This is a genomic window from Cupriavidus sp. 291-E7 (assembly GCF_057798835.1).
Genome location: NZ_JBYOJV010000001.1, coordinates 457179 through 470345, shown reverse-complemented (window position 1 = coordinate 470345; position 13167 = coordinate 457179). Strand labels below are relative to the sequence as shown.

17 protein-coding genes are annotated in these 13167 nt (G+C 62.8%); 12 read left to right on the top strand and 5 right to left on the bottom strand.

The window, feature by feature from the left end:
* Positions 1-18: 18 nt before the first annotated feature.
* Complete coding sequence (poxB, locus tag AC3FLX_RS02165; protein ID WP_488693427.1) at positions 19-1749, top strand: ubiquinone-dependent pyruvate dehydrogenase; 1731 nt, start codon at positions 19-21, stop codon at positions 1747-1749.
* A gap of 31 nt (positions 1750-1780) precedes the next feature.
* Here poxB and AC3FLX_RS02160 read toward each other — a convergent pair whose 3' ends face one another.
* Together AC3FLX_RS02160 and AC3FLX_RS02155 are read right to left on the bottom strand one after the other, a co-directional pair.
* On the bottom strand, positions 1781-2446 hold the full coding sequence (locus AC3FLX_RS02160) for a response regulator transcription factor (RefSeq protein WP_488693425.1): 666 nt from the start codon (positions 2444-2446) through the stop codon (positions 1781-1783).
* A 290-nt stretch (positions 2447-2736) separates the two neighbouring features.
* On the bottom strand, positions 2737-2976 hold the full coding sequence (locus AC3FLX_RS02155; RefSeq protein ID WP_488693424.1) for a hypothetical protein: 240 nt from the start codon (positions 2974-2976) through the stop codon (positions 2737-2739).
* 381 nt (positions 2977-3357) lie between these two features.
* Here AC3FLX_RS02155 and AC3FLX_RS02150 point away from each other — a divergent pair, with 381 nt between their 5' ends.
* The 6 genes from AC3FLX_RS02150 to AC3FLX_RS02125 all read left to right on the top strand — a co-directional run bounded on the left by AC3FLX_RS02150 (position 3358) and on the right by AC3FLX_RS02125 (position 8133).
* Positions 3358-3558, top strand: coding sequence for a DUF3311 domain-containing protein (locus AC3FLX_RS02150; protein ID WP_488693423.1), 201 nt, complete (start codon positions 3358-3360; stop codon positions 3556-3558).
* A complete protein-coding gene (mctP, locus tag AC3FLX_RS02145; RefSeq protein WP_488693421.1) occupies positions 3555-5054 on the top strand; it encodes a monocarboxylate uptake permease MctP in 1500 nt (499 codons plus the stop codon). The genes AC3FLX_RS02150 and mctP overlap by 4 nt, the downstream gene beginning before the upstream one ends.
* A 31-nt stretch (positions 5055-5085) precedes the next feature.
* Positions 5086-6138, top strand: a complete 1053-nt coding sequence (locus tag AC3FLX_RS02140) for an alpha/beta fold hydrolase (RefSeq protein ID WP_488693419.1) — start codon at positions 5086-5088, stop codon at positions 6136-6138.
* An 11-nt stretch (positions 6139-6149) separates the two neighbouring features.
* Complete coding sequence (locus tag AC3FLX_RS02135) at positions 6150-6296, top strand: MarR family transcriptional regulator (RefSeq protein ID WP_488693418.1); 147 nt, start codon at positions 6150-6152, stop codon at positions 6294-6296.
* A gap of 98 nt (positions 6297-6394) precedes the next feature.
* Positions 6395-7471, top strand: a complete 1077-nt coding sequence (locus AC3FLX_RS02130; RefSeq protein ID WP_488693417.1) for a porin — start codon at positions 6395-6397, stop codon at positions 7469-7471.
* A 191-nt stretch (positions 7472-7662) separates the two neighbouring features.
* Positions 7663-8133, top strand: a complete 471-nt coding sequence (locus tag AC3FLX_RS02125) for a hypothetical protein (protein WP_488693415.1) — start codon at positions 7663-7665, stop codon at positions 8131-8133.
* Between the two features lie 100 nt (positions 8134-8233).
* Here the strand turns inward: AC3FLX_RS02125 and AC3FLX_RS02120 are convergent, their stop codons facing one another.
* The 3 genes from AC3FLX_RS02120 to wrbA form a co-directional block, all read right to left on the bottom strand.
* Positions 8234-8515, bottom strand: coding sequence for a transcriptional regulator (locus tag AC3FLX_RS02120; protein WP_488693414.1), 282 nt, complete (start codon positions 8513-8515; stop codon positions 8234-8236).
* Between the two features lie 144 nt (positions 8516-8659).
* Positions 8660-9460 carry a MipA/OmpV family protein gene (locus tag AC3FLX_RS02115; RefSeq protein ID WP_488693413.1) on the bottom strand — a complete coding sequence of 267 codons (801 nt, stop codon included), beginning with the start codon at positions 9458-9460 and terminating at the stop codon, positions 8660-8662.
* A 117-nt stretch (positions 9461-9577) separates the two neighbouring features.
* Positions 9578-10207, bottom strand: a complete 630-nt coding sequence (gene wrbA / locus AC3FLX_RS02110; RefSeq protein WP_488693412.1) for an NAD(P)H:quinone oxidoreductase — start codon at positions 10205-10207, stop codon at positions 9578-9580.
* Between the two features lie 223 nt (positions 10208-10430).
* Here wrbA and AC3FLX_RS02105 point away from each other — a divergent pair, with 223 nt between their 5' ends.
* Genes AC3FLX_RS02105 through AC3FLX_RS02085 form a run of 5 tightly spaced genes read left to right on the top strand, consistent with a single transcriptional unit; the run spans position 10431 to position 13134 of the window.
* Positions 10431-11327: an alpha/beta hydrolase gene (locus AC3FLX_RS02105; protein ID WP_488693410.1), complete on the top strand. Its 897-nt coding sequence runs from the start codon at positions 10431-10433 to the stop codon at positions 11325-11327.
* Positions 11328-11333: 6 nt separating this feature from the next.
* Positions 11334-11642 (top strand): hypothetical protein, encoded by a 309-nt coding sequence (locus AC3FLX_RS02100; RefSeq protein WP_488693408.1) that lies wholly within the window; start codon positions 11334-11336, stop codon positions 11640-11642.
* The gene (locus AC3FLX_RS02095) at positions 11626-11970 is read left to right on the top strand and encodes a hypothetical protein (protein WP_488693406.1); all 345 of its coding nucleotides are present in this window, start codon (positions 11626-11628) and stop codon (positions 11968-11970) included. Before AC3FLX_RS02100 ends, AC3FLX_RS02095 begins: the two co-directional genes overlap by 17 nt.
* Positions 11967-12329, top strand: coding sequence for a hypothetical protein (locus AC3FLX_RS02090; protein WP_488693404.1), 363 nt, complete (start codon positions 11967-11969; stop codon positions 12327-12329). Before AC3FLX_RS02095 ends, AC3FLX_RS02090 begins: the two co-directional genes overlap by 4 nt.
* A complete protein-coding gene (locus tag AC3FLX_RS02085; RefSeq protein ID WP_488693403.1) occupies positions 12319-13134 on the top strand; it encodes an alpha/beta fold hydrolase in 816 nt (271 codons plus the stop codon). The genes AC3FLX_RS02090 and AC3FLX_RS02085 overlap by 11 nt, the downstream gene beginning before the upstream one ends.
* Positions 13135-13167 lie beyond the last annotated feature (33 nt).

Sequence of the window (13167 nt, the reverse complement as noted above, 5' to 3'; positions counted from 1 at the left end):
CCGGACAAGGAGCACAGCATGGCAACGGAAAATGCAGCCGATCTCATCACCTCGGTGCTACATGGCGTGGGCGTGCGCCGTATTTATGGCGTCGTCGGTGACAGCCTGAACGGACTGACCGAGTCGCTGCGACAGCGCGGCGATATCGACTGGATACATACGCGGCACGAGGAGACGGCGGCATTTGCAGCGGGGGCCGAAGCCCACCTGACCGGCGAACTTGCCGTCTGTGCCGGAAGTTGCGGGCCAGGCAACCTGCATCTGATCAACGGGCTGTTCGACTGCCACCGCTCACGTGTCCCCGTGCTGGCCATTGCGGCGCACATTCCCAGCGCCGAAATCGGCCGCAATTACTTTCAGGAAACCCACCCCGAACAACTGTTCCGCGAATGCAGCCACTACTGCGAGCTGGTCACCAGCGTCGAGCAGTTGCCAGCCGTGCTGGAAACGGCGATCCGCGCAGCCATCGGACACCGGGGCGTGGCGGTCATCGTGATTCCCGGCGACGTAGCGTTGCGCGCGGCATCCGGCGCGTTGTCGGCGCCAGCATCGATGGCCCTGTCCGCACCGATCGTGGTGCCCGATGCCGCATCGCTCGACGCGCTGTCGGACCTGCTACGCGGCAGCCGGCGCACGACGCTGCTCTGCGGGCGTGGTTGTGCCGGTGCGCATGATCAGGTAGTGCGGCTGGCCGAGACGTTGAAGGCACCCGTGGTGCATGCGCTGGGCGGCAAGGAATACATCGAGTACGACAATCCGTATGACGTGGGCATGACGGGGCTGATCGGATTCAGTTCCGGCTACCACGCCATGCAGAACTGCGACACGCTGGTGATGCTGGGCACCGATTTTCCGTACCGGCAGTTTTATCCGGAAGGTGCGCGCGTGGTGCAGGTGGACGTGCGCCCTGAGAACCTGGGACGCCGCACGCGGCTCGATCTCGGGCTGGTGGGCGATGTGGCCGCCACGCTCGATGCCTTGCAACCGCGCCTGGTACCGCAGACGGACACCGCGCACCTTGACGCCAGCGTGCGGCACTACCGTGAGTCCCGCGCGCAACTAGATGACCTTGCCACTGGCGACAGCGGCCGCAAGCCGATCCATCCGCAATACCTGGCAAGGCTGCTCAGCGAACAGGCCGCCGAGGATGCGGTCTTCACCTTCGATGTGGGCACGCCCACCATCTGGGCGGCGCGTTATCTGCGCATGAACGGCAAGCGCCGGTTGATCGGATCGCTGGCGCACGGATCGATGGCAAACGCCCTGCCGCAGGCCATCGGTGCGCAGTCGGCATTCCCCAGCCGTCAGGTCGTGAGCCTGTCCGGCGACGGCGGCTTTGCCATGCTCATGGGCGATTTCCTCACGCTCGTGCAGCAAGGGCTGCCCGTGAAGGTCGTGATCTTCAACAACAGCGTGCTTGGCTTCGTGGCGCTTGAGATGAAGGCATCCGGCTTTCTGGAATCGGGAACGTCGCTGCAAAACCCCGATTTCGCGGCAATGGCGCGCGCCGTGGGCGTGCATGCGCAACGTGTGGAAGATCCCTTGCTGTTGCCGGAAGCCGTAGCGTCGATGCTGGCGCACGATGGCCCGGCACTGCTCGACGTCGTGACCAACACGCAGGAACTGGCCATGCCGCCCGCGTTGAAGGCCGAACAGGTAAAGGGATTCAGCCTCTGGGCCTTGAAGGCCGTCATGAACGGCCGCGCCGACGAACTGGTGGAACTGGCAAAGACGAATCTGCTGCGCTAAGCGCCGGCGGAGGTATGCGCCGCAGTACGCCTCAGGCGGCGGCGCTCTCTTGCTCCGATGGCTCGGACCCCGTCATCACCAGACCCAGCGCCTGCGCCATCATGATCAAGTCCGCGAAGGTGCGTGCCTGCATCTTGCGCATGGCCTGGCCGCGATAGATCTTGACCGTGGCCTGGCTGATGCCGAGCTTGTCGGCGACTTCCTTGTTCATGAGGCCGTGCACCAGCAGCGTCATGACCTCCTGCTCCCGTCCGGTCAGCGCGGCAAAGCACTCGCGCAACTGCTGCGTCTGCGACGATGCCTGCCGATGATCGCGGTCACGCTGCAGCGCCTCGTTCACGGCATCGAGCAGATCCTGTTCACGGAACGGTTTCGCGATGAAACTGACGGCACCGGCCTTCATGGCGGCAACGGTCATCGGCACATCGCCATAGCCGGAGATAAAGACGATTGACGCGCTCTTGCCGGCCTGGTTGAGCCTGGATTGCAGGTCTAGCCCGCTGGCGCCGCGCAGCCGCACATCGAGCACGATGCAGGTGGCCTGATCGGGGAAACCGTGCGCCAGCAGTTCCTCGCCGGAAGTAAAGGCGATGCTGGCAAGCCCGACCGAGCGGAACAGTCCCGACAGCGCCCGCCTGACATCGTCGTCGTCATCGACGACGAGTACAACACCGTCGTCGGTTGGGTCGCTCAACATGGCGGCACTGCTGTTCATCGTGACTCTCACTATGCATTCGGGGGCTTTCGTCCCAGGTGACGGGGTCAGCCCTGGGCACTGCGTCTGGCGCAGTCGGGGCGGACCGTGCTTCGGTCAATTGCCGAAGTTGCACAGTGATGCGGTGAATTTGCCTGGAAACGGCGTGGTACCGACGTCTGTCCGCCCAATGCGAAGCGGAATTATCGGCGCTTTCGTCGAAATTGCAAACGACTCCGTAACGCCGCACGGTTCTGGTGCGCCGTGCAGGCAACCTGCAAGGCCTGCTTGGGCTACACCGCTTCCAGCGCCCGGCTCAGCGTATAGGCCGTGCGTACCGCCACGTCGAAGGAGCGATCGCAGGCAAGTTCGCGGCCTGCCACGGTGATGCGCCACCAATCGCGGGTCCGCTCGCAGCACAGCCGGTGCTCTTCCATCTGATCGGAAAACCAGCGCCACAGCCGGGCATCCTGGCTCAATGCGGAGGCCGCCGCTCGCAGTCGCACGATTTCGAGTCCATTCGGTTGGTTCATCTTCTTTCTCCCCAGAGCGACCGCCCTCGCGCCCCATGAGCACATGGTAGGCATGCACGACACCCGTGTGCATCGCCCGTTGGTTCGACCGCCGTAGCGCGTGGGCGTGGCGGGGTCATACCAAAGACGTATTGGCCACCCGAAGCCGGACGTGATCCGGACTGCCTGGCAGCCCGGTGCACGCCCCGAGCTGCACCTGACAGCCGCCTTTTTGTATCCGCATGCCCGATGTTCCGGGCCTGAATACACTGCGATACAAAACCCCCGGAACCCGGACACAAACCGCTTGTGGCGCGTCCCTAGACTCACTGCCAACAAGTCGGTAGCTGCAGGTCCGATCCGCGACTTCGGGCACCGGCGAAGCATTTCCGGGAGGAATACATGGAGACAAGACATACAGGGAGCGGCCGCAAATGGGTGTGGCTGCTGTTGCTGGCGCCTTATATCGCGCTGCTGTGGGTGCCGTTCTATAACGATGCGGAGCCTGCCGTGCTGGGCTTCCCGTTCTTCTACTGGTACCAGTTCATCTGGGTGCCGGTCACGTCGCTGCTGCTGTACGTCGTCTACCGGAGCCTGAAATGAGCACCGCCACGGGTATCAACGGCGTGGCGATGGCCGTATTCATCGCATTCTTCGCGCTCGTCACCGTACTGGGCTTCATTGCCGCGCGCTGGAAGCGCGGCGACCTGAACCAGTTGCACGAATGGGGCCTTGGCGGCCGCCAGTTCGGCACGGTCATCTCCTGGTTCCTGGTGGGTGGCGATTTCTATACGGCCTACACGGTCATCGCCGTGCCGGCGCTGGTCTACTCGGTGGGTGCGTACGGCTTCTTTGCCATGCCCTACACGATCATCGTCTATCCGTTCGTGTTCGCGGTAATGCCCAAGCTGTGGGAGATCTGCCATCGCAAGCAGCACATTACGGCGGCCGACTACGTGCACGGCGAGTTCGGCGGCAAATGGCTGCCGGCCGCGGTGGCCATCACCGGCATCGTCGCCACGCTGCCGTACATCGCGCTGCAACTGGTGGGCATGCAGGTCGTGATCAAGAGCCTAGGTGTCAGTGGCGAGCTGCCGCTGATCGTCGCGTTCGGGGTACTGGCCGTCTACACTTACTCCAGCGGCCTGCGCGCGCCGGCCATGATTGCCTTCGTGAAGGACATCATGATCTATATCGTGGTGATCGTCGCAGTGGTGGCCATTCCCGGCAAGCTCGGTGGCTACGGCGCCGTGTTCCACGCTTCCGAAGCGTTCTTCGCGGCCAAGGGCGGCACCACCGGTTTGATTCTTCAGCCGTCGCAGTTCACCGCCTACGCCACGCTGGCCCTTGGCTCGGCACTGGCAGCCTTCATGTACCCCCACACGCTGACGGGCATCCTTTCTTCCGGATCGGCCAACACGGTGCGCAAGAACGCCATTGCGTTGCCCGCCTACACGCTGCTGCTGGGTCTGATCGCGCTGCTTGGCTACATGGCGATTGCGGCTGGAGTGCGCGTGACTTCGGCATCGGACGTCGTGCCCGAGCTGTTCCTGAAGCTGTTCCCGTCCTGGTTCGTCGGCTTCGCGGCGGCTGCCATCGCGATCAGCGCGCTGGTGCCCGCGGCAATCATGTCGATCGGCGCGGCCAACCTGTTCACGCGCAATTTGTATCGCCCGCTGATCAACCCAGGCGTAACGCCCGAGCAGGAAGCAAAGAGCGCCAAGCTGTTCTCGCTGTTCGTGAAGTTCGGCGCGCTGCTGTTCATCGTCGTCCTGCCGACGAAGTACGCGATCGACCTGCAGCTGCTGGGCGGGGTCTGGATTCTGCAGATCTTTCCGGCCGTGGTGTTCACGCTCTACAGCCGGCGCTTCACCGCATCCGGTCTGTTCGCGGGCTGGCTGGCCGGCATCGTTACCGGCACTGGCCTGGCCATCGAGATGGGGCTGAAACCTGTCTACACCGTGCATTTTGGCAATGCCTCGTTCCCGGTCTATATCGGCGTGCTCGCTCTGGCGCTAAACACGATCGTGTCGGTGATTGCATCGGCCGTCACTCAACGACAACACATTCCCGGCGGAGCCTCCGCCGCATCGAAGTAAAACGCTAACGTCAGACGCAAAGGAGAAAATCATGAAGAAGAACATCGATTTGCCGCGCCGTAATTTTCTTGGCACCGCCAGCCTGGCACTTGCCGCCGCGCAGTTCGGCTTGGTCAGCTCGGCCCACGCCCAGTCCGCCGTGTCCAAGGCGGCGCCGGTGACACCGGTCACGCCGGGCACGCATACGTCGTTCGGCACGATCAAGCAGATCAATGCCGGCGTGCTGAACGTCGGCTACGCCGAAGTCGGCCCCGCCGATGGCCCGGTAGCGCTGCTGCTGCATGGCTGGCCCTACGACATCCATGCCTTCGTCGACGTGGCACCGCTGCTGGCGCAGCGTGGCTATCGCGTCATCATCCCGCACCTGCGCGGCTATGGCACGACGAAGTTCCTGTCGGCCGATACGATGCGCAACGGTCAGCCGTCCGCCATCGCGGTCGACATGATCGCGCTGATGGACGCGCTCAAGATTCGCAACGCGGTGGTCGCCGGCTTCGACTGGGGCGCGCGTACCGCGGACATCATGGCCGCATTGTGGCCGGACCGCTGCCGTGGCCTGGTCTCCGTCAGCGGCTACCTGATCGGCAGCCAGGCGGCCGGCAAGCAGCCGTTGCCGCCCGAGGCCGAACTGCAATGGTGGTACCAGTTCTACTTCGCCACGGACCGTGGCGTGGCTGGCTATCAGAAGTACACCCACGACTTCTCGAAGCTGATCTGGAAGCTGGCATCGCCGCAGTGGAAGTTCGATGACGCCACCTTCGCCCGCAGCGCCGTGTCGCTGGACAACGCCGATCACGTGGCGATCACGATCCACAACTACCGCTGGCGCCTGGGCCTGGTCGAAGGCGAGTCGAAGTTCGACGACATCGAGAAGAAACTTGCCACGGCGCCCACCATCAGCGTGCCCACCATCACGATGGAAGGCGACGCCAACGGCGCACCGCATCCGGCGCCCAGCGCCTACAAGAGCAAGTTCACGGGCCGCTACGAACACCGCGACCTCACCGGCGGCATCGGCCACAACCTGCCGCAGGAAGCGCCCACGGCATTCGCCCAGGCCGTGCTCGATATCGACCGCAAGTAACGGGGCCCGCCATGATGCATCGACTGTTGATCCTGGCCACGATGGCGCTTTCCGCGCTGGCCTGCGAGCTGGGCGGCGGCGGCAACCGCTGCGCATGGAAGGGCATGCCCGGCCAGTATCGCGTGGATGAGCCGGCCAGCAGGCGACGCAAGTCCTAGCACCACCTTATGCGGGCGATCGCGGTCGAAGCACCGTGATCGCCCGACTCGCCAAATTTTCCAGAACAAGACTGGCCTTGACGGTCTTTTGAAGTCCAATGAAAAAGTCATTTGCGTTGCTCGCGATATCCACCGCGGCAGGCACCGCGTATGCGCAGTCCGGCATCACCCTGTATGGCGTGGCTGACGCAGGCATCGAATTCACCACCAACGCCGGGCGCAACGGCAACAGCCAGACGAGGCTGACGTCCGGCAACCTGTCCGGCTCGCGCTGGGGTCTGCGCGGTACCGAGGATCTGGGCCAGGGCCTGAAAGCCGTCTTCGTACTCGAAAGCGGCTTCGATCTCGATACCGGCGTCTCGGGTCAGAGCGGCCGCCTGTTCGGACGTAATGCGTATATCGGAACGGAAAGCCGCTACGGCACATTGCTACTGGGCCGCCAGCAGACGTCCCTGCGCGAATTCGGCAACATCTATGACCCCGCCTCGCTGGCGGACCGCTACGGCATTTTGTCGATCGCGCCGGAGTTTGGCGCGCGCGCGGACAACGCGGTCAAATACATCGGCCAGTTCGGCGGACTGACCGCATCGGCGTTCTATTCGTTTCAGTCGAACGGCAACGAGGTAGCCGGCAGCAATGTGTTCGGCCGCGATTTCGGCGCCTATGTGAGTTACGTGACCGGCCCGGTCTCGGTCGGCGCCGCGTATGACGACGCGCACGTCGGCACACCGGCCAACCAGGCGCCCGTCATCCGCCGCTATTCGGTGGCCGGCACCTACGCCACCGGACCCGTGAAAGCGTTCGCGGGATATCGGCTGGCCAAGGCGCTAGACGGTGCAATGCTACCCGGCGCACAGGCGCCCAATGCCGGCTCGAATCTCTATTGGCTTGGCCTGGCCTACAAGTTCACGCCGGCCTTCTCGGTTACCGGCGCGGCCTACTATCAGGACTTCCGCAATACCGGCTCGGACCCGTGGCTATTCGCGGTGACTGGCGACTACACACTGAGCAAGCGCACCGACGTCTATGCATCGGTGTCATACGCACGGAACAAGGACAAGTCGTACCTGGGCGTCAACGGGTACAACAACGTCTCGGCTACCACAGCGGTCTACAACGTCGAACCCGGCGCGAATCAGCTTGGTGCGGTGGTTGGCGTGCGTCACCGGTTCTGAGAATCGGCCAGGTGCGATTGAAACGCTTGAGCTATCCAGACGTCACTACTGGCCGCTGACGCGATCAGATTGGCCGGCAGCGCGGCAAGTCCGGCATTGGCGACCTGGCAGTCTCTGGTAGATTCCCAGGACAGCCTTTATGGGAGAACGTAATGCCCTGGACACCGGACCAGATGGCCGAGCAAGTTGCAATGACGCTGCGTGACGGCGAATTCGTGGATGTCGGCGCGGGCCTTGCGGAGGATGTGCTGAAGCACGTGCCAGCCGGCACCGAGCTCTGGGTCCATCTCGGCAGTGCCCGGCCCGGCATGACCCAGTATCCGACGGATGACTACATGGACGCGGGCTTTATCGTGACCGGGCAGGATGATCCACAGGCTCAGCGGACCATGACGTTCCATTCGTCGGAATCGTTCGCGGCGATGTCAAGCACGACGGCGGATGTTGCCGTCCGCGAGGCAGCGGATGCAGCGCAGGCGCGGACCGTTGTCGCCGATGCGATCCAATCGGTCCGCGCCAAGCGCGTAATGGTGCTGATGAACGGCCAAAGGATCGTCCGCGACATTTGGGAAGGATCGAACCCAGGCGTTGACGTGACAATCGTTACGCAAGAGGAAATCTACAACGTGCCGCCGGATGGACTTCAGAAGGTGGGCACGTGACCGGCGAGCGCCGAGAGGTCGCGCCATGAAGAAGGGCTCCATGCCTCTGCGGCATGGAGCCCTTTCCTCTTCAAAGTGCTCTTGGATCGACGGCGTCGCTTCAGCTATGCCGCCCGCGCCCGGACACATACGGGCCAAATGCACCAGCGTGTACATCCCGGCTGAAGTGTTCCAGCCAATCCGATTCATCGCCGATGAGGTATTCGCGCTGCAGGTTGTTGGACAGCCGACGGATGCTCAGCCAGCCTTGCAGCGCAAAGATCTCATCGGTCTTGGGGTCGGTCGTGTCGACTTCCGACAGGATGAAGTCGTTGGTGGCAAGACCGTGTCGCTCCAGCATTGACAGGAAGCGAGAGTGTTCGTCGGTGTCGATCAGTTCCATGATGGCTGTCCTTCGGTGTTGTCGTGACCCGCGGCGGGCTTGCTAGAAATCTAGCAGGCACCGCAACGGTGTTGAAGGAGAACGGCACGGCAGTTTGCGCCAAGGAACGGGCATTCTCGGCCCATGTGTGCGACACGCGATGGCTCAGAACGTGTAACGGACGCCCGAAAGCGCCATCACCGACATACGGCGCTCGACAATCGGACTGCGCGCGGCCTTGCCAACCAGCGACGACACACTCAACGTGTTCATCAGCGTCCAGTGACGATCAAAGCGATGCTGCCAGGCAATCGCGGCCTCGGCGGCGAACGGGCCGCCATCGAGTGTGTAGGGCGAGAAACCTGAGCGCGCCGACTGTGCGTCACTTACGCCGAAATACGTCCGGTTGTACTGCCCGCTGCCAATGATGAGCGCCGTCTGGATCGTCACATCATCCTGCGCCGTGGAGTGCAGCAGGTACTGTGCCGACGCACGACCGAACATGCCGCGCCCGTGGGCCAGCGGAACATCCACCGTGCCGCCAATCGAAAGACGCGGTGTCAGCGCGTAACCGAGCGTCAGACGCGTGCGTGCCGACCCATCGATATTTCCCATCCCGCGCAGATGGTCCGAGCCTGACAACCCGGCGCGATCGTGCTCGGTCCGGCCGAAGTCGTAGCCCAATGCAACAGAGCCAAACAGGCCCGATGCGGAGGAAAAGCGATAGCCGACGCCCTCCCACAACGACGCGAAATAACCGGCGGCGTTCGCAATGGCGAAGTCGGGAGCCATCACATGACGATAGCTGCCGCTACCGAAGTATCGGGGAGCGATGCCTCCGCCGATGCCAACCGTGACGGTGGTGGTGTCGCCAGCGGGGATGGAAGGGGCAAGCGAACGCAGATCCTGCGCGGACACGGCAAACGTCATGGTGAATGCCGCAAAGGAAACGAGAATGGACTTCATGAAACAGATTTGAGCTGCAAAAAGCGGAATTGCATGTGAGAGGACGACGGCCATCCGTGGGGATGTCCGGCCAGTTGGCTTCGGTGGTGATCCGGAGCGTGAACGGGATCGCGCTCGTCAGGAGACTCGTGCCGGGGGATTTGCTTTCACGTCGGCCTGCCTTGCCAGCAGACTCGCAACATGCCGCCCCTGAAACTCGCCGAGCGCAAGCTCGTCCTCGCTTGGGCTGCGTTCGCCATGAACGCCCGCGATCGTTGCCGCGCCATAGGGCGACCCGCCCCGCGCATGGCTGACATCGCGCAACTGTGGTGCCGTATAGGGCAGCCCGACTATCACCATTCCGTGATGGGCAAGGTTGTGCCAGAAAGACGTGATGGTCGTTTCCTGGCCGCCTCCGGTTCCGGTCGAGGTGAAAACGCTCGCAAACTTTCCGACCAGTGCGTGCTGCACCCACAGCGCGCCGGTCATGTCGAGAAAGTGCCTCATCTGCGCCGCCATGTTCCCGAAACGGGTCGGCGTGCCAAAGATGATCGCGTCGTAGGCCGCGAGTTCTTCCGGCACGGCGACTGGAGCGGGCTGATCCACCTTGAAGCCCTTGCGTAGTGCGATGTCTCTCGAAATCGTCTCCGGCACGCGTTTGATTGTCACTTCGATACCGGGGACCGACGATGCGCCACGGGCCACGGCAGAGGCCATTGCTTCAACGTGGCCGTAGGATGAGTAATAGAGAACAAGGATCTTCTTCATGCGTGCTTGACAGGGGGGAAACGGTACAGGGCACGGCTGTCGCGCCGCTGCGGGGATAAGGCGCTCGCAGTCTAGGTCCGCACCGGGTACGTCGTTGCGCCAACCTTCTCGCAGATTCGGACAACACACCTGGCATTGGCCGAAACTTCCATAGTCCTGTCTGATGTATGGCGATGGCACTGCCTATCATCCAATCCGTTAGAAACCGATGGAAGGAATGGACATGGCATCAACTCAACTTGAGGAAATCGTCACGCAGATACGGCATCACGGCGCACGCCTTGCCAAGGACAGCAGCGTGCTGGAGATGCGGCAACATTTCGATGCGCTGTACGACGCGCTCCCAATTCCGGATGGCGTGCGCTTTCTCGAAGGTGACGAGGTGGCAGGTCTGTGGACCACATTCACCGGCGCGCGTCGGAATCAGGCTGTGCTGTACCTGCACGGCGGCGGCTACGTCATGCATGGTCCGACGCAATACCGCACCCTCACCGCCGCGCTGGCGCTGGAAACACAGCGTGAGGTATTCGCCGTGGACTACCGCCGTGCGCCGGAGCACCCCTTCCCACACGGACTTCACGACGCATTGAATGCCTACAAATGGCTGTTGACGCGTCTTGGAGAGGACCCGTCGATCGTTATCGCCGGTGACTCGGCGGGCGGCGGCATGGCCATCGCGCTCATGATGATGTGCGTGCACCACGGGTTGCCTCTGCCGCGTGGTGCCTTCCTGATATCGCCGTGGACCGATCTGAGCCTTGGCGGTGATTCGATCCGCACACGCGCGGAATTCGATCCGGTACTCAACCATGCCGGTCTGCAGAACTTTGCTCAAGCCTACCTGCAGGAACATCGGGACCCGCGTCATCCGCTCGCATCGCCGCTGTTCGGCGATCTGTCTGGCCTGCCCCCGCTTCTGATTCACGTTGGCGGCAACGAGATGCTGCTCGACGATGCGACGCGGCTGGCCGCGCGCGCAGCCTCCACGGGCGTTGAAACCACGTTGAAGGTATGGCCGTCCATGTTCCACGAGTGGCATATGTGGCATACGAAACTGCCGCAGGCCGCCGACGCGATCCGTCAGGCCGCGGTGTTTATCCGTGAGCGCTTCTCTTCCTGATCCATCGTGGCCCGCATCACTATCTCGATTGCCCCGCGCATCGGGGAAAATCGTCGCGTCCACTGCAACGTGACCGGAGAATGGCGCGGTGACGCCGAGCCGGTCGTCGCCCTTCTGGCGTTGACGATGGTCGCCGACAACATGCTTGCAACCGTACCGGTGCCGGTATCCGACGCTCCGGATACGTGCCTTGCCTCATTCGACGTGCTTGCGGACGTCGCCGTGCCTTGCGCTACGGCTATGGAGTCGACACTATGCTTTCTGGGCCTGGACGCCAGATTCTCGACGCCCGACGACCATGACGATCATGGTTGACGTGCGCCGATTTGACGGTGAGACCGCTGGCACCACCATCCTGGAGATGACGTGCGGCAGCGATATCCCCGATGACGTGTTCACACGCTTTGTTCGCGCCAAGGTAGGGCTCGGGATGTTGTTGCCACCGGCGTCGATTCTTGAACCGCCATCCGCTGCGCGTCATGCGGCGTCGACATTGCGCTGGCGACTCAAGACTGCCGACTGCGCGGTGCATCTCGCACTGGTCCGGTCAACACTGGAACTGATGGGCCTGCCGTATTGCGATGCGCAAGCCGGTGATGCCAATACATTCGAGTCGCCTACTCAAGGCGGAGAGGAAAAGTGAGTATGGAAGGAACGCCGCGTCAGTCAGTATTGCTGGCGCTAAAAGACCCACGCGCATTGGAGGGCATCTGGCATTGCACGCTCAAGATCTGGAACGATCTCCACAATCCATATTCGATGCGCTATGACCAACTCATCTCTGACGGACATGCAGCGCTGGTGTCGGGATGCCTGGCATCAATGGCGCTGGACCTGCAGATCGACGAGGTCGGGGCATGCGGAGAGCGGGCGCGGATCAGGCTCGTTGGATGGACGTACGGGGTAACGCCACGCCCGAGCTGCGTGCGTGAAGTCATCCACGGAATACTGCTGCCGGAGCTGGCGCGAGACTTCGCGTTCGAAGTGGAAGATGGCAACTGATGCATTCCAGGAGGTACAACACATGCTCGTCAACGGCATCGACCTGAATCTGGAGGAGCACGGCGCTGGCGCGCCGCTCATTCTCGTACACGGGCTGGGCGCCAACCTACGCGTGTGGGATAGCGAAGTCTCACATTTCTCCCAGCGGTTTCGCGTTGTCACCTACGACGCGCGTGGTCATGGAAAGTCGGCACGCCCTGATAGCTTCTCGCTCGACGATCACATTGCCGATCTGCACGCGCTGGTGGGAGAGATCGGCGGCGGGCCCGTCGCGCTGCTGGGCGCATCGATGGGCAGCTACATTGCTCAGGGCCTGGCATCGCGCTTTCCATCGCTTGTCGAGAAGCTGATCCTGGTTGTGCCGAAGTGCCACGGGACGACATCCTCATCGGCGCGGCTGCTGGCCGAGCACGCCGACGAGATCTCCCAGCTTTCACACCGGGACAGGCAAATATTCCTGCTGAACAAGGCGTTTGCCCCGCAGACACCCGCGAGCGTACGCGAGCAGGTGATCGCGACGGAACTGTCATCCCTTCTCGATGAAGTGGCCATGCAGGCCGCGTCCAGTGCGCTCGCCGGCTTCGATTTCCGGGGTGACCTGCCGCGTATCACCGCGCAAAGCCTTGTGATTAGCGGCAGCCACGATGTGCTGAACCCTCCCGAGGAAGGACGCACCTGCGCGCAACTGATCCCGCATTGCGAGTATGTGGAACTGGACCAGGCGGGGCACTTTCCCAGCGCTGAAGCGCCACAAAAGTACTTCGCCGCGCTCGATGCTTTCTTCGATCGAAACGCCCGGCCGTAGTTGACGGAATATTGGCTGAGTCCGGCGTACCGC

Excerpts from the sequence above, each read along its gene's own strand:
- AC3FLX_RS02105 (WP_488693410.1), top strand. The coding sequence starts at position 10,431 with ATGGCATCAACTCAACTTGAGGAAATCGTCACGCAGATACGGCATCAC.
- AC3FLX_RS02135 (WP_488693418.1), top strand. The coding sequence starts at position 6,150 with ATGATGCATCGACTGTTGATCCTGGCCACGATGGCGCTTTCCGCGCTG.
- wrbA (WP_488693412.1), bottom strand. The coding sequence starts at position 10,207 with ATGAAGAAGATCCTTGTTCTCTATTACTCATCCTACGGCCACGTTGAA.
- AC3FLX_RS02120 (WP_488693414.1), bottom strand. The coding sequence starts at position 8,515 with ATGGAACTGATCGACACCGACGAACACTCTCGCTTCCTGTCAATGCTG.
- AC3FLX_RS02095 (WP_488693406.1), top strand. The coding sequence starts at position 11,626 with ATGACGATCATGGTTGACGTGCGCCGATTTGACGGTGAGACCGCTGGC.
- AC3FLX_RS02125 (WP_488693415.1), top strand. The coding sequence starts at position 7,663 with ATGACGCTGCGTGACGGCGAATTCGTGGATGTCGGCGCGGGCCTTGCG.
- AC3FLX_RS02085 (WP_488693403.1), top strand. The coding sequence starts at position 12,319 with ATGGCAACTGATGCATTCCAGGAGGTACAACACATGCTCGTCAACGGC.
- AC3FLX_RS02140 (WP_488693419.1), top strand. The coding sequence starts at position 5,086 with ATGAAGAAGAACATCGATTTGCCGCGCCGTAATTTTCTTGGCACCGCC.
- AC3FLX_RS02115 (WP_488693413.1), bottom strand. The coding sequence starts at position 9,460 with ATGAAGTCCATTCTCGTTTCCTTTGCGGCATTCACCATGACGTTTGCC.
- AC3FLX_RS02160 (WP_488693425.1), bottom strand. The coding sequence starts at position 2,446 with ATGTTGAGCGACCCAACCGACGACGGTGTTGTACTCGTCGTCGATGAC.
- AC3FLX_RS02155 (WP_488693424.1), bottom strand. The coding sequence starts at position 2,976 with ATGAACCAACCGAATGGACTCGAAATCGTGCGACTGCGAGCGGCGGCC.
- poxB (WP_488693427.1), top strand. The coding sequence starts at position 19 with ATGGCAACGGAAAATGCAGCCGATCTCATCACCTCGGTGCTACATGGC.
- AC3FLX_RS02150 (WP_488693423.1), top strand. The coding sequence starts at position 3,358 with ATGGAGACAAGACATACAGGGAGCGGCCGCAAATGGGTGTGGCTGCTG.
- AC3FLX_RS02130 (WP_488693417.1), top strand. The coding sequence starts at position 6,395 with ATGAAAAAGTCATTTGCGTTGCTCGCGATATCCACCGCGGCAGGCACC.
- mctP (WP_488693421.1), top strand. The coding sequence starts at position 3,555 with ATGAGCACCGCCACGGGTATCAACGGCGTGGCGATGGCCGTATTCATC.